Source organism: Chryseobacterium salipaludis, assembly GCF_022968825.1.
GTDB classification, from domain to species: domain Bacteria; phylum Bacteroidota; class Bacteroidia; order Flavobacteriales; family Weeksellaceae; genus Kaistella; species Kaistella salipaludis.
This window is the reverse complement of the sequence record NZ_JALHKS010000005.1, coordinates 128,559-150,243: the sequence shown is the minus strand read 5'-3', so window position 1 is coordinate 150,243 and position 21,685 is coordinate 128,559. Positions and strand designations below refer to the sequence as shown.

36 protein-coding genes are annotated in these 21,685 nt (G+C 43.2%); 35 read left to right on the top strand and 1 reads right to left on the bottom strand.

The features are described from left to right. The first annotated feature begins 63 nt into the window (after nucleotides 1-63). The 12 genes from MVI27_RS09660 (at nucleotide 64) to MVI27_RS09605 (ending at nucleotide 10,097) form a co-directional block, all read left to right on the top strand. The gene (locus tag MVI27_RS09660; protein ID WP_246961313.1) at nucleotides 64-1,665 is read left to right on the top strand and encodes a hypothetical protein; all 1,602 of its coding nucleotides are present in this window, start codon (nucleotides 64-66) and stop codon (nucleotides 1,663-1,665) included. A 96-nt stretch (nucleotides 1,666-1,761) separates the two neighbouring features. After that, nucleotides 1,762-2,175 (top strand): 30S ribosomal protein S12, encoded by a 414-nt coding sequence (gene rpsL, locus MVI27_RS09655; RefSeq protein ID WP_048499091.1) that lies wholly within the window; start codon nucleotides 1,762-1,764, stop codon nucleotides 2,173-2,175. Between the two features lie 25 nt (nucleotides 2,176-2,200). Next, complete coding sequence (rpsG, locus tag MVI27_RS09650) at nucleotides 2,201-2,677, top strand: 30S ribosomal protein S7 (RefSeq protein ID WP_246961312.1); 477 nt, start codon at nucleotides 2,201-2,203, stop codon at nucleotides 2,675-2,677. 6 nt (nucleotides 2,678-2,683) lie between these two features. Further along, nucleotides 2,684-4,801, top strand: coding sequence for an elongation factor G (gene fusA / locus MVI27_RS09645; protein ID WP_246961311.1), 2,118 nt, complete (start codon nucleotides 2,684-2,686; stop codon nucleotides 4,799-4,801). Nucleotides 4,802-4,906: 105 nt separating this feature from the next. Further along, nucleotides 4,907-5,212 (top strand): 30S ribosomal protein S10, encoded by a 306-nt coding sequence (gene rpsJ, locus MVI27_RS09640; RefSeq protein ID WP_002661363.1) that lies wholly within the window; start codon nucleotides 4,907-4,909, stop codon nucleotides 5,210-5,212. 217 nt (nucleotides 5,213-5,429) lie between these two features. Continuing rightward, complete coding sequence (locus MVI27_RS09635; RefSeq protein ID WP_246961310.1) at nucleotides 5,430-5,693, top strand: hypothetical protein; 264 nt, start codon at nucleotides 5,430-5,432, stop codon at nucleotides 5,691-5,693. A gap of 96 nt (nucleotides 5,694-5,789) precedes the next feature. Continuing rightward, on the top strand, nucleotides 5,790-6,614 hold the full coding sequence (locus MVI27_RS09630; protein ID WP_246961309.1) for a GLPGLI family protein: 825 nt from the start codon (nucleotides 5,790-5,792) through the stop codon (nucleotides 6,612-6,614). Nucleotides 6,615-6,943: 329 nt separating this feature from the next. Beyond that, nucleotides 6,944-7,216 (top strand): DUF1294 domain-containing protein, encoded by a 273-nt coding sequence (locus MVI27_RS09625; protein WP_246961307.1) that lies wholly within the window; start codon nucleotides 6,944-6,946, stop codon nucleotides 7,214-7,216. Further along, nucleotides 7,213-8,049, top strand: a complete 837-nt coding sequence (locus MVI27_RS09620; RefSeq protein WP_246961304.1) for a GLPGLI family protein — start codon at nucleotides 7,213-7,215, stop codon at nucleotides 8,047-8,049. Before MVI27_RS09625 ends, MVI27_RS09620 begins: the two co-directional genes overlap by 4 nt. A 105-nt stretch (nucleotides 8,050-8,154) precedes the next feature. Next, nucleotides 8,155-8,886, top strand: a complete 732-nt coding sequence (locus MVI27_RS09615) for a GLPGLI family protein (RefSeq protein WP_246961301.1) — start codon at nucleotides 8,155-8,157, stop codon at nucleotides 8,884-8,886. Between the two features lie 18 nt (nucleotides 8,887-8,904). Next, entirely contained in the window at nucleotides 8,905-9,747 is an 843-nt protein-coding gene (locus MVI27_RS09610) for a GLPGLI family protein (protein WP_246961298.1), read from the top strand. 11 nt (nucleotides 9,748-9,758) lie between these two features. After that, a complete protein-coding gene (locus MVI27_RS09605) occupies nucleotides 9,759-10,097 on the top strand; it encodes a hypothetical protein (RefSeq protein ID WP_246961295.1) in 339 nt (112 codons plus the stop codon). A gap of 255 nt (nucleotides 10,098-10,352) precedes the next feature. Here the strand turns inward: MVI27_RS09605 and MVI27_RS09600 are convergent, their stop codons facing one another. Next, complete coding sequence (locus tag MVI27_RS09600) at nucleotides 10,353-10,520, bottom strand: hypothetical protein (RefSeq protein WP_246961293.1); 168 nt, start codon at nucleotides 10,518-10,520, stop codon at nucleotides 10,353-10,355. A gap of 103 nt (nucleotides 10,521-10,623) precedes the next feature. On the opposite strand from MVI27_RS09600, the gene rplC reads away from it, so the two are divergent. The 23 genes from rplC (at nucleotide 10,624) to rpmJ (ending at nucleotide 21,677) form a co-directional block, all read left to right on the top strand. Further along, nucleotides 10,624-11,250 (top strand): 50S ribosomal protein L3, encoded by a 627-nt coding sequence (gene rplC / locus MVI27_RS09595; RefSeq protein ID WP_246961291.1) that lies wholly within the window; start codon nucleotides 10,624-10,626, stop codon nucleotides 11,248-11,250. Then, on the top strand, nucleotides 11,241-11,870 hold the full coding sequence (gene rplD / locus MVI27_RS09590; protein WP_246961289.1) for a 50S ribosomal protein L4: 630 nt from the start codon (nucleotides 11,241-11,243) through the stop codon (nucleotides 11,868-11,870). The genes rplC and rplD overlap by 10 nt, the downstream gene beginning before the upstream one ends. 3 nt (nucleotides 11,871-11,873) lie before the next feature. Next, the gene (gene rplW, locus MVI27_RS09585) at nucleotides 11,874-12,164 is read left to right on the top strand and encodes a 50S ribosomal protein L23 (protein WP_246961287.1); all 291 of its coding nucleotides are present in this window, start codon (nucleotides 11,874-11,876) and stop codon (nucleotides 12,162-12,164) included. A 37-nt stretch (nucleotides 12,165-12,201) separates the two neighbouring features. After that, entirely contained in the window at nucleotides 12,202-13,023 is an 822-nt protein-coding gene (gene rplB / locus MVI27_RS09580; RefSeq protein ID WP_246961285.1) for a 50S ribosomal protein L2, read from the top strand. 2 nt (nucleotides 13,024-13,025) lie between these two features. Beyond that, entirely contained in the window at nucleotides 13,026-13,304 is a 279-nt protein-coding gene (rpsS, locus tag MVI27_RS09575; RefSeq protein ID WP_246961283.1) for a 30S ribosomal protein S19, read from the top strand. A 2-nt stretch (nucleotides 13,305-13,306) separates the two neighbouring features. Beyond that, entirely contained in the window at nucleotides 13,307-13,708 is a 402-nt protein-coding gene (gene rplV, locus MVI27_RS09570) for a 50S ribosomal protein L22 (RefSeq protein ID WP_246961281.1), read from the top strand. A gap of 3 nt (nucleotides 13,709-13,711) precedes the next feature. After that, nucleotides 13,712-14,449 carry a 30S ribosomal protein S3 gene (rpsC, locus tag MVI27_RS09565; RefSeq protein WP_246961278.1) on the top strand — a complete coding sequence of 246 codons (738 nt, stop codon included), beginning with the start codon at nucleotides 13,712-13,714 and terminating at the stop codon, nucleotides 14,447-14,449. A gap of 104 nt (nucleotides 14,450-14,553) precedes the next feature. Next, a complete protein-coding gene (gene rplP, locus MVI27_RS09560; RefSeq protein WP_246961275.1) occupies nucleotides 14,554-14,979 on the top strand; it encodes a 50S ribosomal protein L16 in 426 nt (141 codons plus the stop codon). A 14-nt stretch (nucleotides 14,980-14,993) separates the two neighbouring features. Continuing rightward, nucleotides 14,994-15,182, top strand: coding sequence for a 50S ribosomal protein L29 (gene rpmC / locus MVI27_RS09555; RefSeq protein WP_246961272.1), 189 nt, complete (start codon nucleotides 14,994-14,996; stop codon nucleotides 15,180-15,182). A 13-nt stretch (nucleotides 15,183-15,195) separates the two neighbouring features. Next, a complete protein-coding gene (rpsQ, locus tag MVI27_RS09550) occupies nucleotides 15,196-15,453 on the top strand; it encodes a 30S ribosomal protein S17 (RefSeq protein ID WP_246961426.1) in 258 nt (85 codons plus the stop codon). Then, nucleotides 15,453-15,821, top strand: coding sequence for a 50S ribosomal protein L14 (gene rplN, locus MVI27_RS09545; protein WP_246961270.1), 369 nt, complete (start codon nucleotides 15,453-15,455; stop codon nucleotides 15,819-15,821). The genes rpsQ and rplN overlap by 1 nt, the downstream gene beginning before the upstream one ends. A gap of 18 nt (nucleotides 15,822-15,839) precedes the next feature. Continuing rightward, on the top strand, nucleotides 15,840-16,166 hold the full coding sequence (gene rplX, locus MVI27_RS09540; RefSeq protein ID WP_246961268.1) for a 50S ribosomal protein L24: 327 nt from the start codon (nucleotides 15,840-15,842) through the stop codon (nucleotides 16,164-16,166). Between the two features lie 12 nt (nucleotides 16,167-16,178). Next, nucleotides 16,179-16,730, top strand: coding sequence for a 50S ribosomal protein L5 (gene rplE / locus MVI27_RS09535; RefSeq protein ID WP_246961266.1), 552 nt, complete (start codon nucleotides 16,179-16,181; stop codon nucleotides 16,728-16,730). A 3-nt stretch (nucleotides 16,731-16,733) separates the two neighbouring features. Further along, on the top strand, nucleotides 16,734-17,003 hold the full coding sequence (gene rpsN / locus MVI27_RS09530; protein ID WP_125024482.1) for a 30S ribosomal protein S14: 270 nt from the start codon (nucleotides 16,734-16,736) through the stop codon (nucleotides 17,001-17,003). Between the two features lie 164 nt (nucleotides 17,004-17,167). Then, nucleotides 17,168-17,566: a 30S ribosomal protein S8 gene (rpsH, locus tag MVI27_RS09525; RefSeq protein WP_246961264.1), complete on the top strand. Its 399-nt coding sequence runs from the start codon at nucleotides 17,168-17,170 to the stop codon at nucleotides 17,564-17,566. Nucleotides 17,567-17,584: 18 nt separating this feature from the next. After that, nucleotides 17,585-18,130 carry a 50S ribosomal protein L6 gene (gene rplF / locus MVI27_RS09520; RefSeq protein ID WP_246961262.1) on the top strand — a complete coding sequence of 182 codons (546 nt, stop codon included), beginning with the start codon at nucleotides 17,585-17,587 and terminating at the stop codon, nucleotides 18,128-18,130. Nucleotides 18,131-18,149: 19 nt separating this feature from the next. After that, entirely contained in the window at nucleotides 18,150-18,497 is a 348-nt protein-coding gene (gene rplR / locus MVI27_RS09515; RefSeq protein WP_246961260.1) for a 50S ribosomal protein L18, read from the top strand. A gap of 19 nt (nucleotides 18,498-18,516) precedes the next feature. Continuing rightward, entirely contained in the window at nucleotides 18,517-19,038 is a 522-nt protein-coding gene (rpsE, locus tag MVI27_RS09510; RefSeq protein ID WP_246961258.1) for a 30S ribosomal protein S5, read from the top strand. Between the two features lie 10 nt (nucleotides 19,039-19,048). Continuing rightward, nucleotides 19,049-19,225 carry a 50S ribosomal protein L30 gene (rpmD, locus tag MVI27_RS09505; RefSeq protein WP_246961256.1) on the top strand — a complete coding sequence of 59 codons (177 nt, stop codon included), beginning with the start codon at nucleotides 19,049-19,051 and terminating at the stop codon, nucleotides 19,223-19,225. Nucleotides 19,226-19,325: 100 nt separating this feature from the next. Continuing rightward, on the top strand, nucleotides 19,326-19,772 hold the full coding sequence (gene rplO, locus MVI27_RS09500) for a 50S ribosomal protein L15 (protein WP_246961254.1): 447 nt from the start codon (nucleotides 19,326-19,328) through the stop codon (nucleotides 19,770-19,772). Nucleotides 19,773-19,780: 8 nt separating this feature from the next. After that, nucleotides 19,781-21,163 (top strand): preprotein translocase subunit SecY, encoded by a 1,383-nt coding sequence (gene secY, locus MVI27_RS09495; protein ID WP_246961252.1) that lies wholly within the window; start codon nucleotides 19,781-19,783, stop codon nucleotides 21,161-21,163. Between the two features lie 5 nt (nucleotides 21,164-21,168). After that, nucleotides 21,169-21,384: a translation initiation factor IF-1 gene (infA, locus tag MVI27_RS09490; RefSeq protein ID WP_015806726.1), complete on the top strand. Its 216-nt coding sequence runs from the start codon at nucleotides 21,169-21,171 to the stop codon at nucleotides 21,382-21,384. A 176-nt stretch (nucleotides 21,385-21,560) separates the two neighbouring features. Then, on the top strand, nucleotides 21,561-21,677 hold the full coding sequence (rpmJ, locus tag MVI27_RS09485) for a 50S ribosomal protein L36 (protein WP_007839480.1): 117 nt from the start codon (nucleotides 21,561-21,563) through the stop codon (nucleotides 21,675-21,677). The last annotated feature ends 8 nt before the right edge of the window (nucleotides 21,678-21,685 follow it).

Genomic DNA, 21,685 nt, shown 5'->3' with positions numbered 1-21,685 from the left:
ACTTTTATCGCGTAATGGTATTTAAAGAGATGGACAATCTTTAATAATTTGCATATTTGCGCCATGAAAAAATATCTTTATTTCTTATTGCTGGCGTTCACCATAATTACAGGTTTTTATTTCGTGCTTGGCTGGGCGCAACTACCAGCTGGCCATAGGTATATTTATATTTTGGATGATGTGTATATCCACATGGCGCTCGCCAGGAATTTTGCGGAGTTAGGGGTTTGGAGTGTTAATACATCAGGTTTCGACAGTGCTTCTTCGTCCATACTTTATACCCTGCTGCTGTCCTGCCTTATTAAGGTATTCGGAGACTGGGAATATTACCCGCTTTTGCTGAACGTACTTTTTGGGTATCTGACAATTTTTGCGGTGTACCGCTACTTCAGAGATTTTGGAAAGTCGCGGGACCTGCCTTGGGTATTGTGGCTTTTGCTTCCATTTTCTTTATTATATATGATGGCGCTTATTGGAATGGAGCATACCATACATATGTTCCTGATCGTGCAGGCGCTGTACTATATTCAGGCTGGCGTTCAAAATGAATTTAAGGGTAAAAACCTGTTTTTTATATTGTTCATTACTTTTCTTCTGTCATTGGTACGGTTTGAAAGCATGTTTTTCACCGCAGCGCTGGCTTTTGCCTTATTTCTGAGAAAAGATTTTTTACCGGCGTTTGCTGTTTTGGTGGCTGGTTTCATTTCGATTCTTATTTTCGGACTTATTTCTGTGGACCAAGGAGGCTACTTTTTTCCTAATTCCGTAATGGTGAAAGGTAACTATCCCGAAACGGATCATTTTCTCCTTAGCGTGTGGCGAATATTCTCGGAAGGGATACTGTTTAATACCACTTTTTATAAATGTTTGTTTTTTCCTTTCTTAATTCTCGCTATTCATCTCCTGCAAAAATACCGGCGAGACTCCTGGAAACATTTATTAAGAAACGAAACAGCTATCATCGTTGTTATTACGGTAGGTGTGCTGCAGTCTTTATTTGCTTTTATGAAATACAGGTATGAGAATTATATCATGATCGCCGTTCTGCTTTTGGTGATTCCGGTCATTTCCAAAGCTTTTAACAATGTCAAAAAAACCAGGTGGACGATTTCGAAAACACTTACGATCGGAAGCACGGCGGCACTCGTACTTATATCTATTTACCGTTTCGGTTATCATCACCAGCCGTTACAGTTTAGCAGCAAAGGAATTAACGAGCAGCAGGTCGAAATGTCGCGCTTTCTGTACCGTTATTATAAAGGAGAAAAAGTTTTAGCGAATGATATCGGTGCGATCTCCTATTTCAGTCACGTACAACTTATCGATATGGTAGGGCTGGGAAGCACTGATATTGCGAGCATGAAGGTGGCCAATAAACACAAATCCCGCCAGGAATATGTCAGTGAGAATAAGAAATTTATAAGAAGGTATGTTACTAAAGAAAACTGCCGTGTAGCTGTAATTTATCCCGAATGGTTCCCCGGCGGCCCCCCTGCTGAGTGGATTCCCGTGGCATCATGGCGAAGCCGTGGAGCATACGGACCCGCGATAGAACGCATCGTTTTTTATGCTATTTCGCCAGCCGAAGTGCAAACCCTGCAAAGACACCTGAGTGCTTTCGATTTAGATCCAAATGTGGAGCAGTGGTTTTATGAAGTGAAATAATAACTTAAAGCCTTAAAATCAAAGAAATAAGCAGTATTAATATTGTAGCTTTAAAAATTATTCTTATTTTTGCACCCTAAAATAAAAAGCAATTAAATGCCTACTATTCAACAATTAGTAAGAAAAGGAAGAGCCACGCTTGCCAAGAAGAGCAAATCGGCTGCCCTTGAATCCTGTCCACAAAGACGAGGAGTATGTACTCGGGTATATACTACTACCCCTAAGAAGCCGAACTCTGCACTGAGAAAAGTAGCGAGAGTAAGACTTTCCAATGGGAAAGAAGTCAACGCCTACATCCCGGGCGAAGGACACAATCTTCAGGAGCACTCGATAGTATTGGTACGAGGCGGAAGGGTGAAAGACCTACCGGGAGTACGTTATCACATTGTTCGTGGAGCACTGGATACTGCAGGAGTAAACGGAAGAACGCAGAGAAGATCCAAGTACGGAGCTAAGAGACCAAAACCAGGTCAGGCAGCTGCAGCACCAGCTAAAGGTAAAAAGAAGTAATCATTAAACTTTAAGAAACGAAACAATGAGAAAGACAAAAGCGAAAAAAAGACCGTTGTTACCGGATCCTAAATTTAATGATCAGCTGGTAACAAGATTCGTAAATAACCTGATGCTGGATGGTAAAAAATCCATCGCGTTCCGTATTTTCTATGATGCCCTGGATATCGTGGAAACTAAGAAAGGAGACAGCGAAAAAACATCACTGGAAATCTGGAAAGATGCCCTGACCAACGTAATGCCGCACGTAGAAGTACGTTCACGCAGAATCGGGGGTGCTAACTTCCAGATCCCAATGCCAATCCGTGCCGACAGAAAAATTTCTATGGCAATGAAGTGGCTCATCAAATACTCCAAAGCGAGAAATGACAAGTCTATGGCTCAGAAGCTGGCGGCTGAAGTGATCGCTGCGGCTAAAGAAGAAGGTGCTGCGTACAAAAAGAAAACCGACACGCACAGAATGGCGGAAGCAAACAAAGCATTTTCACACTTTAAATTCTAAGCTCACATGGCAAGAGATCTTAAATACACAAGAAATATCGGGATTGCCGCGCACATCGATGCCGGTAAGACCACCACTACCGAAAGAATCCTGTTCTATACCGGGAAAACACACAAACTGGGTGAAACACACCAGGGGTCTTCTCAAATGGACTGGATGGAGCAGGAAGCTGAAAGAGGGATTACCATTACTTCTGCAGCAACAACCTGTAAGTGGGTATATCCGCGCTTCAACGGTCAGCCGACTGATGATGCACACGAGTACCACTTCAACATCATCGATACTCCCGGGCACGTTGACTTTACCGTAGAGGTAAACCGTTCCCTGCGTGTATTGGACGGACTGGTGTTCCTTTTCTCCGCTGTAGACGGGGTAGAGCCACAGTCTGAAACCAACTGGAGACTTGCGGACAACTACAACGTTGCACGTATGGGCTTCGTGAACAAAATGGACCGCCAGGGTGCAGACTTCTTGATGGTAGTAAACCAGGTGAAGGAAATGCTGGGTTCCAATGCAGTTCCAATCGTTCTGCCAATCGGTGCTGAAGAAGACTTCAAAGGGGTAGTTGATTTGATTAAAAACCGCGCCATCATCTGGCATGACAACACACAGGGAGCTACCTTCGACGTAGTGCCAATTCCTGAGGATATGCTGGATGATGTACACGAATACAGAGAAAAACTCGTAGAGGCTGTTTCTGAATATGATGAAACGCTTATGGAGAAATTCTTTGAAGATCCGGATTCCATTACCGAAGAAGAAATCAACGCAGCGCTGAGAGCAGCGACCATCGATATGTCTATCATCCCGATGACCTGCGGTTCTTCTTTCAAGAACAAAGGAGTTCAGTTCATGCTGGATGCTGTATGTAAATACCTTCCTTCTCCAATGGACAAAGAAGCGATCGATGGTACAGACCCTAAAACTGATGAGCCTGTAACAAGAAAGCCGGACGTAAAAGAACCATTCTCTGCTTTGGCATTTAAGATTGCTACAGACCCGTTCGTGGGCCGTTTGGCATTCTTCCGTGCATATTCCGGTCGTCTGGATGCAGGTTCTTACGTTCTGAACACCCGTTCCGGAAACAAAGAAAGAATCTCCCGTATCTACCAGATGCACGCTAACAAGCAAAACCCGGTAGAATATATTGAGGCTGGTGACATCGGTGCAGCGGTTGGATTTAAGGACATCAAAACAGGGGATACCCTTTCTGATGAGAAAAACCCAATCGTTCTGGAATCTATGATCTTCCCGGATCCTGTAATCGGGGTAGCCGTAGAGCCTAAAACGAAAGCTGACCAGGATAAAATGGGGAATGCTTTGGCGAAACTGTCCGAAGAAGATCCAACTTTCCAGGTGAAAACAGACGAAGCTTCCGGCCAGACGATTATCTCCGGTATGGGTGAACTTCACCTCGATATCCTGATCGACCGTATGAGAAGAGAGTTCAAAGTGGAAGTAAACCAGGGAGAACCTCAGGTAGAATACAAAGAAAACCTGACTCAGGTTGCGGCACACAGAGAAGTGTACAAAAAGCAATCCGGTGGTCGTGGTAAATTTGCGGATATCCAGTTTGAAATCGGGCCTGCAGATGAAGGAAAACCAGGACTGGAGTTCATTAACGAAATCAAAGGAGGTAACATTCCGAAAGAATTCATCCCGTCCGTGGAGAAAGGTTTCAAAGAATCTATGAAAAACGGTCCTTTGGCTGGTTTCGAAGTAGAGGGTATCAAAGTAACCTTGAAAGACGGATCTTTCCACGCAGTAGACTCCGATCAGCTTTCCTTTGAACTTGCAGCGAAAATGGGCTTCCGTGAAGCTGGTAAGAAAGCCAAGCCGGTGATCATGGAACCAATCATGAAGCTGGAAGTGGTAACACCGGAGGAATACATGGGTGATATCGTGGGTGACCTGAACCGCAGAAGAGGAACTGTAAACGGAATGGACGACAGAAACAATGCAAAAGTGATCAAAGCTTTTGTGCCGCTGTCTGAAATGTTCGGCTACGTAACTTCCCTGCGTACGCTGTCTTCCGGTAGAGCAACCTCTTCCATGGAATTTGAAAAATACGAAGCGGCGCCTACCAACGTAGCCGAAGCAGTAATTGAAAAAGCAAAAGGATAATATGGCGTCTGGCCAATGGCGAATAGCTCTTGGCCTTTTGCTACAACAATTAAACCCACGCAGAAAGCAAATAGCCATTTGCCAACTGCCATAAGCTAAAAAACAATGTCACAACGAATCAGAATAAAATTAAAATCCTACGATTACAATCTGGTAGACAAATCTGCTGAGAAAATCGTGAAAACGGTAAAAGCTACCGGCGCTGTTGTAAACGGGCCAATCCCTTTGCCAACGAATAAAAGAATCTTCACTGTACTGCGTTCGCCGCACGTGAACAAGAAAGCAAGAGAGCAGTTCCAGCTGTCTGCGCACAAGCGCCTGATGGACATCTATTCTTCTTCTTCCAAAACGGTAGACGCGCTGATGAAGCTGGAGCTTCCAAGCGGTGTAGATGTAGAAATTAAAGTGTGATGAACAGCAGTAAGCGGTAAGCACTATGCTTTAAGCTGCTGCAAAATACACTTTGCTATGATTGAAATCCCTTTTCGCGAGAAAAGGGATTTTTTTGTTGTTTAGAACGGATATAAAACACAACGTATATGATTTTTATCATATAAATAGTTGCACAGTTTTAGTCTTAGTTTTAGTTTTAGTTTCGTGATACATTAACAACCAAATTTTATGTATTATGAAAAAATTATTATTAGCAACTTTTGGAGTTGCGGGTCTGGTAAGTGCAAACACTATCAAGGATGACCTATTAAATTTTGAAAATGCCTCAATAGAAGATGCGAAATTAGAAATAATTGTTGAAACAGCAGAACATGACTGGATCATCGTTGAAACTTGGTGCGGAAAGGTATTCTATTTAGATAATAATCATTACTCCAATTTTCAACAAATAGATGCTGACGCATATTATTTTACACAGCAGCAATGCGGACCCCTTTAAAGATTGAAAGAGCTGAAAAGGCAGCTGATAAATAAGTATGAAATGCTGTTTGTGTAAACAGCATTTATGTTTTAAACGAAACACCCAAAGTCCATAATGAAAAATATTTTATTTATTTTAGTTTTCTCGGTTTCACACCTTACCGGTCAAATTAAATTCAAGTCAGATTTTACAATCCCCCACGAACCACTTAAAGTTGAAGAACTAGGCTCAAGCACGCATAATTTTTTTTATAAGGTTACTTTCAGCGCGAATAGAGATTCTTCGCAGAAAAGAGAAACAGTATGTGTATTGCAAGTCGGCGAAAATATTTCGAAGTTTTCTGACCTTAATCAGCTGAAACAAGATTCTGCACTTCGCCGCTATGACCACAAGGATTTCCTTAACGCTGCAGAAGTTAGTGAATTATTGAAGTATAGGCCTCTGTGGACGAACATTGTTGTAAAAGAAAATAACAAGCTTACCATACAGGACCAGTTCAGAAATCTTTATCAATACGACGAGACGAAACCTGATTTTAAATGGAAACTAGAAGAAGGCTCAAAAAAAATTCTCAGTTTTAATTGCAATAAAGCAACCGCTGAATACAGCGGGAGGACATACACTGCATGGTATACAAGAGAAATACCTATAAATAACGGTCCTTTCAAATTTGAAGGACTGCCCGGTTTAATACTCGAAATGCACGATTCTAAAAATGATTTCAGTTTTGAAATGGTTGGTATCGATACGACTCCACAGTCCATTTATTTGCGCCGCGATAAAGGAATATTTTTAGTTTCCAAAGAAAAATTTAGAACTATTCAGTTGAGTTATTACGAAAACCCCGGCTTCTTTCATGGAACTGCATACAGTGCAGATGGTAAAGAATTAGATAAAAGCTCAAATAAATTGCCTTATAATCTGATTGAATTAGACTAGATTGGAATTGCTACAGCTTAATCCCTTTTCGCGAGAAGAGGGATTTTTTTCTTTTTTTAAGGGTTTTATTTTAAGAAGCCGGAAGACTACACTTATCTTCGAGAACCGTCGCCCTCTCCACTGTATCTTTTTCTTTTGCAAAAGAAAAAGGATGCCTGTTTATCTCGTTACAGACTGAGTTTTCGATCGCGGCTACTTTAGCGAGTTCAATTTTTACCGGAAAAGAAAGTGTATCATTAATTAAAAATACAATACCAAACCTTTAGATTTTATAAACCTTGAAGGTTTACTAAATTGCGATACAAGTCAGCTTTTCGTTATTTTACCTAATGAATTTCTTTTGGCTCATCTACTTCGCCACCGTCAACACTGTTACATTTTCTGCCTTTGCCCTGGACAAGCAGAAAGCCGTCAAACATCAGTCCCGGATTCCGGAAGCCCGCTTGCTTCTTTTCTCTTTTCTCGGCGGTAGTCCCGGCGCGTTGTGCGCTATGTTGCTCTTCCACCATAAAACAAGAAAAAACAGTTTTAAAATTAAAATGCTCTGCGTGCTGCTTGCTCAGGCTTTCATTGTATATTTATCTTCTTTATATTTTGCATGAAAAAACTTTTACCACTGCTGTTGTTGTTTCCTTTTCTGCTCAGTGCGCAGACCCACCGCTTCATCTATGAAATGAAATATAAAACAGATCCCGCCGGAGATTCGCAGACCCTTACTATGGTCCTGGACGTTAATCCCGACGAAGTGAAGTTTTATAACATGAAGTACATTGAAACCGATTCGCTGAACAAGGTGCGCAATACCCGCAACTACTCCTGGGATACTGAAGCGCCGGCCATCGTTAGGAAACGCGGTACCAACCGCAACACGGCATATCTGCTGATCGACGATTTATTTAAAATAGAATCAGATGATGCCATTTCCTGGAAATTAATTACAGAAACCATTGAAGTGAATGGCTATCGTTTGCAGAAAGCGGAAACCACCTTCGGTGGAAGGAATTGGACTGCCTGGTTTGCAAACAAGGTGAATTTGCAGGAAGGTCCCTATAAATTCCACGGTTTGCCAGGTATGATTTTCATTATCAGTGATGATCAGGGGCATTATAGTTTTAATCTTCTCAAAAGCTATCAGCTGCCCGGAACGTATGATACACAGGCCATCCTCGAACGCCATGCCGGCATGAAACCGGTTAAAATTTCACTGCAGAAATACAAAAAAATGCTGCTTGCCGAATACAATGAGCCCATGCGAGATATGCGGGAACATTTTCAGAATAATAAAACCGAGGATATGCATTTTTACTATAACAGCATAAGAATTACGGACCTGTCCCAGTTAAAAAAAATGGAAGACGAGGAAAGAGAATACCTGCGCAACAATAATAACCCCATTGAACTCACATACGTGGTGGAGTATCCCGACATAAAATAATTTTGCAGAAAGGGGCAGCAGTTCAGGCTTTTAACGATAAATTTTCTCTTTTCACCGAGGCGTTTTCCCGAATAAACTCTATATTCGTACACAAACACAAACCCGATGAAAAAGATTTCCTTACTGCTGTGGCTGTGCGCTGCCGTATTCAGCACGGCCCAGGTGCATTACCTGGAATATCATGTGTATACCAAAAGTCCCGTCAGCGAGCAGACCTATCATCAGCTGGCGCAGGTAACCATGAATGACGAGGGCTGCAATTATATACTTTTACCGGTCGATAATCTCGATAAAGGCGCAACTTCGCGCAAAATGGTAGTGTACGATAAAAGCAATTTTTCATACACTCAATACACCAGTAAAGACGGCGCATTGATCTCCGATCGCCTCCAGGGAAAAAAATATTTGCTCAAAGACCCGCACACCGAAATGAACTGGACCTTATCCGACCGTACAAAAATTGTTGATGGTAGGACATTAAAGAAAGCTTCCACCGCGTTCCGCGGCCGGCACTACACCGTGTGGTATGATGAAAATGTGAAGGCTGCTTTTGGTCCCTGGAAATTTCACGGGCTGGGATACCAGATTGTAGAAGCATCCTGCCACGACGGAAACTTCCGCTGGGTACTCAAAAATTCGAAGGAGCTGCCGCAGGCAAAATTTGCACCGGCGCTGGCTCAAACAGAAAGTACTTCTTTTCGTCCGTACACAGATTATCCCAAACTGGCATACGGTCTTTCACCGGAACTGAAAATGGCTTCAAGCAAAAATCCACACAACACAATGATCGAACAGGAGCGGCATCAGCTTGAAACTAAGTTTGATTGGGAAGAGTAGTTGGTTAATAAAATCTGTATGGCAAAACAAAATCTGGTCTTTTACTTCATCATTAAATTGTTGTTTGCATTACTGTGGTTGATTCCAGCTGTATTGTGGGCACAGAATAAAAAAGAAAACCTGGCTGGGCCGCTGACTTTTTATTACGAAATGCAGTACAGCGCAGCCGGCGATACCCTACAGTCGGATTATCGGGAAACTTTTTTACTTCATGTAAATGGTCGTAACTCGTTATTCGCAAGTGAAAAAACGGTGCGCCAGGATTCGGTGAAGGCAGCACAATTAATTGCGTTACGGCAGGGGGCGCGCAGCTTCTCAATGCAGGGAGTTCCAAGCTCTGCCTTTAGCTATTACATTACAAAAGAGGACTTGACCGCACCGGTCGTAGTGTACGATCAGATCGGCGGTAAACATTTTAAATACGATGAAGTTGAAACCGCTGACTGGCAAATCACTGGCGCTCAGAAAATCTTTCACGGGCAATCTTGCCAGCAGGCAATCGCCAGGCAGTTCGGCCGAACCTGGATCGCGTGGTTCGCGCCGCAGATACCGCTCAGCGATGGTCCGTATAAATTCCGCGGGTTGCCGGGCCTGATCGTTGAGGTGTATGACGAAGCATTGCAGTATCGCTTCAAGCTGACCAAATTTGATCCTGCGCTTACAACTGTTATTTCCATCCCGGAATTTCGTAAATATAAGATTGTGCACACCAATCGTAAGCAATTCTTAAAAGCACGACAAAGCTACCGCGAAAATTTACCGGAACTTACGCGGTCACTCGGTCTGCAAATTTCGGAGGAGCGCGTACGGCAGTTGCGGGAAAACGCGAAGAAAAAGGTGATTCCACTTGAACTGGATTAACTGCAGAAAACATGACTCAACCGATTATCAGCAGAATTCTGTTGACCTTCATCTGTTTGGTCACTATCACAATCTCAGGTCAGCAACAGGATGTCTGTTCCCGGTTTACGTATACATTCACTTATCAGCCGGATTCCAGCGACGTACAATCAAAGCAGCTTCCGCCTTTGCGGACGCGGAAACTGCTCGCCACCACGCGTCCTAAGTTTCGTGAAGTTGAAAAAGCCTATCGCGAGGGAACGGTCGCGCGCATTATGAACGGTCCTTTCGGGACGGGAGTTCCCGCCAGCCGCCTGCAGCAAATCCGCGAAAGAATAAAAAAGAATAACAATACACTGGAGCGACGGTAGTAAAAAATAGAAACGGTATGATGTGGCTTAAATAACTTTTTTTAATACACCCATTAGCATTAGGCAGGTTGCGCAGCGCGGGTTTATGTTAGCTTATATAAGAGACTCAAAGCTTCAAGGTTTCGGAACCTTGAAGCTTTAAATAAAAAGTGAAATAACAGCTTTCTCAACACTCAGGAGAGTCCGCTACCAATTTCCAAGACCTTAAAGATTTTTAAAATTAAACACAGCCCGCCATTCTCCTCTTTTCTGCCTTCACCCGCCTGCACATTCCGCAACAATGCATGGCTTCCTTACAGGAAAATCAGCAATTCCTTTCTTTTTCTTCTCGATGTGTGCATTTTCCGCCGTGCCCGCTGACGAAAAGTCAAAAAGTTTTAAAATATTTTTAAGACTCTGATTGTCAATCAAAAAATTCTTCATACATTTGCACACTCAATTTAGGGAAGAGGTGTGCCTATTTCAGACGTAGAAATCACCCCGCCCGGAGTTGATTAACAGTGAACTTAATAGATATATTTAAATAATGTCAGGTATTATTGGTAAAAAAATCGGGATGACCTCATTGTTTAACGAAGAAGGGAAGAACATTCCCTGCACCGTTATCCAAGCTGGTCCTTGCTCGGTTTTACAGGTCAGAACCGTAGAAAAAGATGGGTACAAAGCTGCTCAACTTGGTTTCGATGACAAGAGTGAAAAGAACGTTGGTAAAGCGTTAGCCGGCCATTTCAAAAAGGCAGGTTCTGCTCCAAAAGCGAAGTTGGTGGAATTCTATCATGAATTCGTAGACAAACTGAGCATCGGAGATGAAGTGAAAGTAGATCTGTTCGCAGAAGGCGAATATGTGGATGTTACCGGTACTTCAAAAGGTAAAGGTTTCCAAGGGGTTGTTAAAAGACACAACTTCGGTGGGGTAATGCAAGCGACTCACGGACAGCACAACAGATTAAGAGCTCCTGGTTCTATCGGTGCAGGATCCGACCCGTCTAGAGTATTCAAAGGAATGCGTATGGCAGGTAGAATGGGAGGTAAGCAAGTTACTGTACAAAACCTTCAAGTGTTGAAAGTTGATCAAGAACAAAATCTTTTGGTTGTGAAAGGTGCTGTTCCGGGAGCTAAAAATTCTTATGTAATTATCAGAAAATGGAACTAGTAGTATTTAATACATCAGGAAAAGAAACCGGAAGAACTGTTGAGCTGGACGAAGCAATCTTCGGTATTGAGCCAAACCAACACGCGGTTTACCTGGAAGTGAAGCAATACCTGGCAGCACAGCGCCAAGGGACGCATAAATCAAAGGAAAGAAGCGAAATCACCGCTTCCACAAAGAAACTGAAGAAGCAAAAGGGTTCCGGCTCTGCGCGTTACGGGGATATCAAGTCGCCAATCTTCAAAGGTGGGGGTAGAGTATTTGGTCCTAAACCAAGAGATTACCGTTTCAAACTGAATAAAGCGCTGAAGAGACTGGCTAAGAAATCAGTACTGTCTCAGAAGATGAGAGATAACTCAATCAAGGTTCTGGAAGCTTTCAATTTTGATGCTCCTAAAACCAAAGAGTTTATCAACCTGAACAACGCGTTAGGATTCGAAGGGAAGAAGTCACTGTACATCCTTCCGGAAGCAAACAAGAATGTGTATTTGTCTTCCCGAAACCTGCCGAAAACAAGAGTACTTACCTACAATGAAATCAGCTCTTACGATCTGGTAAACGCAGGTGAAATTGTTTTCCTAGAAGGCGCTATCGAAAAATTCCAGGAAAATTTAAGAAAATAAGTCATGTCAGTAATTATCAAACCCGTTATTTCAGAGAAAGCCAACTACCTTACTGATCTGAGAGGAGCGTATTCTTTCCTGGTAGATACCAGAGCGAACAAGATCCAGATCAAAAACGCGGTAGAGCAGGCATATGGTGTAAAAGTAGCCGATGTACGGACCATGATTTATGCACCGAAAGTTTCTTCTAAATACACGAAGAAAGGATTGCAGGTAGGAAAAACCAATAAGCTGAAGAAAGCCGTGGTTTCCCTGGCAGAAGGTGAAGTGATCGATATCTTCGCAGCAATCTAAAAGAACAAAGAATTTTATATAATTATAAATAATAGTAATGTCTGTTAGAAAATTAAAACCTATCACCCCGGGACAGAGATTCAGAGTTGTGAACAACTTTGAGGAAATTACTACCAACAAGCCGGAGAAATCCCTAACCGTTGGTATTAAAAAGTCAGGTGGACGTAACAATACTGGTAAAATGACCATGCGTTACACCGGCGGTGGACACAAACAAAAATACAGAATTATCGACTTCAAGCGTAACAAGTTCGACGTGGAAGCTACGGTAAAATCTGTAGAGTACGACCCAAACAGAACTGCTTTCATCGCACTGTTGGAATATGCAGACGGAGAGAAGAGATACATCATCGCTCCTGCAGGAATCAAAGTGGACCAGAAAGTAATCGCTGCTGAAACAGCTGAGCCAAACGTAGGGAACGCCATGAAACTGAAAAACATTCCTTTGGGAACTGTGATTTCATGTGTGGAACTGAAGCCTGGCCAGGGAGCTATTCTTGCCAGAAGCGCAGGATCTTCCGCACAGCTTACTTCGCGTGATAAAAATTACGTAATCGTGAAATTGCCTTCCGGAGAATCCCGTATGATTCTTTCCGAATGTATGGCCATGATCGGCTCTGTATCTAACCACGACCACATGCTGACCGTGTCCGGTAAAGCAGGACGCAGCAGATGGCTGGGACGCAGACCTCGTACAAGACCAGTAGTAATGAACCCTGTGGATCACCCAATGGGTGGTGGTGAAGGACGTGCTTCCGGTGGTCACCCAAGATCGAGAAATGGTATGCCTTCCAAAGGGTACAAGACCAGAAAGAAAAACAAAGCGTCTAACCGATTCATCGTATCTAAAAGAAAATAATTATGTCAAGATCACTTAAGAAAGGACCTTTCATCGCACATACTTTAGATAAGAAGGTTCAGGCAAATATAGAGTCTGGTAAGAAGACCGTAATCAAAACATGGTCCAGAGCATCGATGATCTCCCCGGACTTCGTGGGGCAAACCATTGCAGTACACAACGGTAAATCTTTTATCCCGGTGTACGTTACTGAAAACATGGTAGGCCATAAGTTAGGCGAATTTTCTCCGACGAGATCTTTCAGAGGTCACGGCGGTAACAAAAACAAAGGCGGTAGATAATCATGGGATCAAGAAAAAGAGAAAGTGCATTAGCACGTAAAATAGCAAACCAGGATGTAGCGAAAGCTGCACACAAAGACTGCCCGTCTTCTCCAAGAAAGATGAGACTGGTAGCCGACATTATCCGCGGAGAGCAGGTAGACAAAGCTTTGGCTATCCTGAAATTCTCTAAGAAAGAAGCTTCCAACAAATTGGAAAAAGTACTCTTGTCTGCAATTGCCAACTGGCAGTCTAAGAACGAGGGAGCGGATGTAGAAGAAGCCAACCTGATCGTGAAGGAAATCTTCGTGGACAGCGCTAAGCAACTGAAGAGACTGAGACCAGCTCCACAAGGAAGAGGTCACAGAATCCGCAAGAGATCAAACCACATTACACTAATCCTCGGTACTAAAGAAAATATTTAAGGTATGGGACAGAAGACAAATCCAATTGGTAACAGGTTAGGAATCATCAGAGGATGGGATTCTAACTGGTATGGAGGTAAAAACTACGGCGATCGTATCGCTGAAGATTACAAAATCAGAAGATACCTTGAAGCAAGACTTTCTAAAGGCGGAATCTCTAAGATTTTTATCGAGAGAACCCTGAAGTTAATCACCATCACCATTACCACAGCCCGTCCGGGTCTGATCATCGGTAAAGGTGGCCAGGAGGTTGACAAACTGAAGGAAGAATTGAAGAAACTGACGGATAAAGATATCCAGATCAACATCTTCGAAATCAAAAGACCTGAGTTGGATGCTGTACTGGTAGCAGACAGCATCGCCAAGCAAATCGAAAACCGTATTTCTTACCGTAGAGCTGTGAAAATGGCAATGCAAAGCACCATGAGAATGGGTGCTGAAGGAATCAAGGTAATGGTTTCAGGACGTTTGAACGGAGCAGAGATGGCACGTAGCGAGTCTTTCAAAGAAGGCCGTATTCCATTATCCACTTTCCGTGCAGATATCGATTATCACATCAGCGAAGCACTTACACAGTACGGGAAACTGGGCGTGAAAGTGTGGATCATGAAAGGAGAAGTATATGGTAAGCGTGAACTTTCTCCGCTGGTAGGTCAGCAGAAGAAAACTTCAGGCGGCGGCGGACGCGACAGAAACGACCGTGGCGACAGAAGACCAAGAAGAAACAATAACAATAATTAATCAGAAGTTAGAAACGAGAAATTAGAGATTAGAGCTTCCGTTACAAGAACTGATTGAAAATTTATCTAACTATCTAACATCTAACATCTAACATCTAATAGATTATGTTACAACCAAGAAGAACCAAGTTCCGCAAAGTCCACAAAATGAAAATGAAGGGCAATGCACAGCGCGGTAACCAGCTGGCATACGGAACTTTCGGAATCAAAGCCACGGAAGGCGCTTGGATCACAGCTCGCCAGATTGAGGCAGCTCGTATCGCCGCTACCCGTTATATGAAAAGAGAAGGACAGCTGTGGATCAAGATTTTCCCGGATAAGCCAATTACCAAAAAACCAGCCGAAGTACGTATGGGTAAAGGTAAAGGTGCTGTGGAATATTGGGTATCCGTAGTGAAGCCTGGTAAAATTATGTTCGAAGTAGGCGGCGTACCTTACGAAGTAGCAAAAGAAGCATTGCGTCTGGCTGCTCAGAAACTGCCTGTAGTAACTAAGTTCGTTGTTGCTAACGATTTTGTTCAACCTCAATAAACCGTAACGGAATTATGAAAAAAGCTGATATTAAAAATCTTAGCAAAGAAGATCTTCAGGCAAAATTGGCGGAAGTGAAAGCAGACTATAACAAAATGGTCCTGGCGCACCGCATCAGCCCGATTGAGAATCCGATCCAGATCCGTGACATGAGAAAGAACATCGCGCGTATCCAGACAGAGTTAACACTAAAACAACAATAAGCAATACCATTTTATCATGGATAGAAATTTAAGAAAAGAAAGAATCGGCATTGTTTCTAGCAATAAGATGGAAAAGACCATTGTTGTAAGTGAGACGATGAGAATGAAGCACCCGCTGTACGGAAAGTTCGTTTTGAAAACGAAAAAGTACACCGCTCATGACGAGAACAACGAGTGCAACGAAGGCGATACAGTTCTGATTACTGAAACGCGCCCGCTGAGCAAGAACAAAAGATGGAGATTAGTACGAATCATTGAAAAAGCTAAGTAATGTTACAAACCGAATCAAGACTAAAAGTTGCTGATAATACAGGTGCCAAAGAAGTACTTGTGATCAGAGTTCTGGGAGGAACCAGAAGAAGATATGCTTCAGTAGGTGATAAAATCGTAGTGACTATCAAGGATTCTACACCTCAGGGGAACGCTAAGAAGGGAACTGTTTCTAAAGCTGTCGTAGTACGCACCAAGAAAGCAGTTCGCAGAAAAGACGGATCCTACATCAAATTTGATGACAACGCTTGCGTATTGCTTAACGCTGCTGGCGAAATGAGAGGAACACGTGTATTCGGTCCGGTAGCTCGTGAGCTGCGTGACAAGGAATACATGAAAGTGGTATCACTGGCTCCTGAAGTACTTTAATTTTTAAATTTAAAAAGAATGTCAAAAGTTAAAATAAAAAGAGGAGACAACGTCATCATCACCACAGGCCGCAAAGAAATTAAAGGCAAAACAGGTGAGGTGATCGAAGTGATCAAGAAGGAAGGTAAAGACGCACGCGTGATCGTAGCCGGACTTAATATTGTGAAGAAGCACACCAAACCATCTGCAGCTAACCCACAAGGGGGCATCGTAGAGAAAGAAGCTTCCATCCACATTTCCAACGTTGCCCTGATCGATAAGAACGGGAAAGCAACCAAAACAGGAAGCAAAATGGAGGGCGACAAGAAAGTGCGTGTAGCGAAATCAACCGGTGAAACCCTTTAATTGAGCAACAACATGGAATATATAGCAAGACCAAAGAAAATATATAAGGAGAAAATTGTTCCTGCAATGATGGAAGAGTTTGGGTATAAATCTGTAATGCAGGTTCCTAAACTGGAGAAAATCGTTGTATCTCAGGGACTGGGTGCCGCTACTGCTGATAAGAAGATCGTAGATTACGCTGTGGAAGAACTTACAGCCATCACCGGTCAGAAAGCAGTGGGAACCATCTCTAAGAAAGATGAGGCTGCGTTCAAACTGAGAAAGGGGATGCCGGTAGGAGCTCGCGTAACGCTGAGAGGAAACCAAATGTATGAGTTCCTGGACAGACTTACTTCATCTGCACTGCCACGTATCCGTGATTTCTCCGGAATCAAAGCAGACGGTTTCGACGGAAGAGGAAACTATAACCTCGGGATTACCGAGCAGATTATTTTCCCTGAAATCGTGATCGACAAAGTGAAAAAAATCCAGGGGATGGACATCACTTTCGTAACATCTGCAAACACGGATAAAGAAGCAAAATCATTATTAGCGCATTTTGGGATGCCTTTCAAAAAGAACTAAAAGATGGCAAAAGAATCAATGAAAGCGCGTGAGCGCAAAAGAGAAGCTACGGTAGCTAAATACGCTGAGAAAAGAAAAGCTTTGAAAGAAGCCGGAGATTACGAAGCGCTGCAGAAGTTGCCAAAAGATGCTTCACCAGTAAGACTTCACAACCGCTGCAAGCTTACCGGAAGACCAAGAGGATACATGAGAACCTTCGGTCTGTCCCGTGTAACTTTCAGAGAGATGGCTAACAAAGGCCTGATCCCGGGAGTGAAAAAAGCAAGTTGGTAATAATTATTAACTAATCTGGATAGTCAAGTTGAAGGTGCAGATTTAGGGAAAATAAGAGAATAGAAGAAAGATTAAAGCATAGTCTTTATCCTTTCTTCTTTTTCCTTACCTTTGCCGCGCTTCAAAACTGACTGTCGTCAACCAATAACAACCAAAAAACAACAATGGTAACAGATCCAATTTCAGATTTCCTGACCAGAGTAAGGAACGCACAAAGCGCAGGCCACAAAGTGGTGGATATTCCTGCATCGAAAATCAAGAAGGAGATTACTAAAATTTTGTTTGACCAGGGCTACATCCTGAACTATAAGTTCGAGGAAGGTACTGTTCAGGAAAACATTAAAATCGCTCTTAAGTACGACAAACAAACCAACAAACCTGCGATCAAAAGCATCCAGCGTGCTTCCCGTCCGGGTCTTCGCCAGTACAAAGGTTCTGCGGAACTTCCACGTGTACTGAACGGTTTGGGTGTGGCCATCATCTCTACGTCTCGCGGCGTAATGACTGATAAAAAAGCCAGACAGGAAAAAGTAGGCGGTGAAGTAATCTGCTACGTTTATTAATTTTTTAATTTAAGGAAAATGTCAAGAATTGGTAAAGCAATTATAGAGATTCCTGCTAATGTTACAGTGACTGAAAAAGACGGTCTTGTAACGGTGAAAGGGCCGAAAGGCGAACTTACACAACAACTTAGCGACGGAATCACCCTTAAGCAGGAGGACAATGTCCTGACGCTTGACCGCCCGACTGAATCCAAGCAGCACAAATCACTGCACGGATTGTATCGCGCGCTGATCAATAACATGGTACACGGTGTATCAGAAGGCTGGACTACCAAACTGGAATTAGTTGGGGTAGGATACAGAGCTTCTAACACAGGGAACAAACTGGAGCTTGCTCTTGGATTCTCCCACGGTATCGTGATGGATCTTCCAAAAGAGATCACAGTGGAAACTCTTTCCGAAAAAGGTAAAAACCCGATCATTACCCTGTCTTCTTATGACAAGCAATTGCTCGGAATGGTAGCTGCAAAGATCCGCTCTTTCAGAAAGCCGGAACCTTACAAAGGAAAAGGAGTTCGTTTCGTAGGAGAGATTGTAAGACGTAAAGCTGGTAAATCTGCTTAATTTTTAAAAGTTTAAGAACATGGCACTGACCAAAGTAGAAAAAAGAAACAGAATTAAGAGAAGAGTTCGCGGGAAAATCTCCGGCTCTGCTGAATTGCCAAGACTTTCTGTATACAAAAGTAACAAAGAGATTTACGCGCAATTGATCGACGATAAAACAGGTAAAACCCTGGCTTCCGCTTCTTCCAGAGCACTGAACGCTACTGGTACCAAAGTAGAAATCTCTGCTGAAGTAGGAAAAGCAATTGCTGAAAAAGCAAAAGCAGCAGGTATTGAAAATATCGTATTTGATAGAAACGGTTTCGTGTACCACGGGCGTGTGAAAGCATTAGCTGATGGCGCAAGAGAAGGCGGTTTGAAATTCTAATCAATAAATTTCGGAAATTATGTTAGGACTAGATAATATAGAAAAAGTAAAACCGGGAGGATTAGAATTAAAAGATCGTCTCGTAGCGGTAAACCGCGTAACCAAAGTAACCAAAGGGGGACGTGCTTTCGGATTCTCTGCGATTGTAGTCGTAGGAGACGAGGCGGGTACCGTAGGTTTTGGTCTTGGTAAATCCAAAGAAGTTGCTTCTGCAATTGCAAAAGCAGTGGAGGATGCTAAGAAAAACCTGGTAAAAGTTCCTGTAATCAACCATACCATTCCTCACCAGACAACTGCACGCTATGGTGGTGCTGATATCCTGTTGCGTCCTGCAACTCACGGTACCGGTGTAATCGCTGGTGGTACAGTTCGTATGGTAGTAGAAGCTGCCGGTATTAAAGATATCCTTTCCAAGTCCAAAGGTTCTTCCAACCCACACAACGTGGTGAAGGCAACCTTCAAGGCATTGCTGGATATCCGCAGACCGGAAGAAGTAGCGAAGCTGCGTGGTATTTCATTGGATAAAGTGTTTAACGGTTAATTGAAAAACAATGGCAAAGATTCAGATCAAACAAGTAAGAAGCGCTATTGGCAGAACCAAAACGCAAAAGAGAACCCTCGAAGCATTGGGACTTAAAAAACTTCATCAGGTAGTGGAGCACGATGATTCTCCTGCAATCCTGGGAATGGTAGCTACCGTAAGCCACCTGGTAGAAGTAAAAAAATAATTTTCAGTAGAAGTTGGAATTTAAAAATCAGATCGGGATTCAGTTATAGGATCACATCTGGTTTTTGTTCTGACCTCGACCTTAAAAATCTACATCAACAATGAAATTAAATACAATCAGACCAGCTTCCGGCGCAACGCACAACTCCAAGAGATTGGGTCGTGGCCAGGGAAGCGGGAAAGGAGGAACTGCAACGAAAGGACACAAAGGACAGAAATCTCGTGCAGGTTACTCACAGAAAATCGGTTTTGAAGGTGGACAGATGCCACTGCAAAGAAGATTGCCGAAATTCGGTTTCAATAACGTGAACAGAAAAGAATATAGAGGAATTAACCTGGATACCCTGCAATTGCTGGCGGATACCAAAAACATTACGGAGATTACACATGATGTATTGGTGGAAAACGGTCTGGCAAAGAAAAGCGAAATGGTGAAAATCCTGGGCCGTGGTGAGCTTACAGCAAACCTGACGGTATCAGCACACAAATTTACCAAAACTGCTGAGCAGGCTATTACCAATGCAGGCGGAAACGCTAATACTCTATAATCACCGCGATGAAGGAATTTATACAAACACTGAAAAATATTTGGAGTCTAAAGGAACTGAGAGAAAAGATTCTTTTCACACTCGGGATTATCCTCGTGTATAGATTCGCATCTTATATTTCCTTGCCGGCTATTAACATGGCAGAGGTGGGGAACTTATTGGAGATTTATAAAGACCAGGGAGGCAACAAACAAGGAGCAGGACTCCTTGGGTTGCTTTCTTCGTTTACAGGAGGTGCGTTCAGCCGGGCTTCTATTATGGCGCTCGGAATCATGCCCTATATCTCTGCTTCGATTATCGTGCAGCTGATGGGGATGGCGATTCCATATTTGCAGAAACTGCAGAAGGACGGGGAGAGCGGGCGAAACACCCTTAACCAGATTACGCGTTGGCTGACCATCGCGGTTTGTTTGGTTCAGGCGCCTTCTTACCTGACTTCGATCACGCAGATGTTCCTGCCCTACGGCCAGTTTGCTTCAGCATATTACGTGAATCCGCAATCCGTGATGTTCTGGTTACCAAGCATCGTCATTCTGGTAGCAGGTTCCGTTTTTGCCATGTGGCTTGGCGAGAAGATCACCGACAAAGGAATCGGTAACGGTATCTCTATCCTAATTATGGTGGGGATCCTTGCAGACTTCCCGGGATCTTTCGTGCAGGAAGTAGCAACGCAAAACGGCAAAGGTGGTTTCGGAACCATCATGATCCTGATTGAAGTGCTTGCCTGGATGCTGGTCGTATTGCTGGCAATCATCCTTTCTGTAGCCGTGCGGAAGATTCCGATTCAGTATGTAAGTCGTGCGCAGGCACGGGGCGGCGTTAACCGTAACCTGATGCAGGGTGCAAGACAGTGGATTCCCCTGAAAGTAAATGCTTCCGGAGTAATGCCGATCATCTTTGCCCAGGCGCTGATGTTCGTACCGGGTTTATTGACGAAAGTGGATGAGTCCAATACCTTCCTGGCCGGATTCAAGAATGTTTTCAGCTGGCAGTATAACGTGCTTTTTGCCATTCTGATTATCATTTTCTCCTTCTTCTATACAGCAATCACAATTCCTGTAAACCAGATGGCGGATGATCTGAAGCGCAACGGCGGCCTTATTCCTAAGGTGCGTCCCGGTAAGGAAACCTCTGATTATCTGGATGATATTTTGTCAAAAATTACTTTGCCCGGTTCGTTGTTTTTAGCTATCTTTGCAATCCTTCCGGCACTTGTGTACGGAGCGTTTGTTCAGACGGATAGATTTGCGCTGTTCTTCGGTGGTACCTCCCTTTTAATTATGGTGGGTGTGATCCTGGATACAGTACAGCAAATCAACACGTATTTACTGAATCACCACTATGATGGCCTGATGCAGTCTAAATTATCACGAACAAACAACAACTTGTAAAATTAATGGCAAAACAAAAACATATCGAGCAGGATGGTGTCATTACAGAAGCACTCTCCAATGCGCAGTTCCGCGTGGAGCTGGAAAATGGGCATATTCTTATCGCTCATATCTCTGGCAAGATGCGTATGCACTATATTAAATTACTACCCGGCGACAAAGTGAAGCTGGAGCTGTCCCCTTACGATTTATCGAAGGGGCGGATTACTTTCCGCTACTAATACGGCGGCATAAGTGATGTCTACTGATGAAATCATGTTGCACTGCAGCTGGTTTCATTTAAAATAAAGGTTCGGAGAAGCGTACTGTGCTGCGGTGCAGTACTTCTCTTCGGACGAAACAGAAAAACAGATGCGATCCCGGATTGCATTATACATTTGAATAACACACATAACAAATGAAAGTTAGAGCATCTATTAAAAAACGAAGCGCTGATTGCAAAATTGTTCGCAGAAAAGGCGTTCTGTTTGTAATCAACAAGAAGAACCCAAAATTTAAACAAAGACAAGGTTAAAATTTATT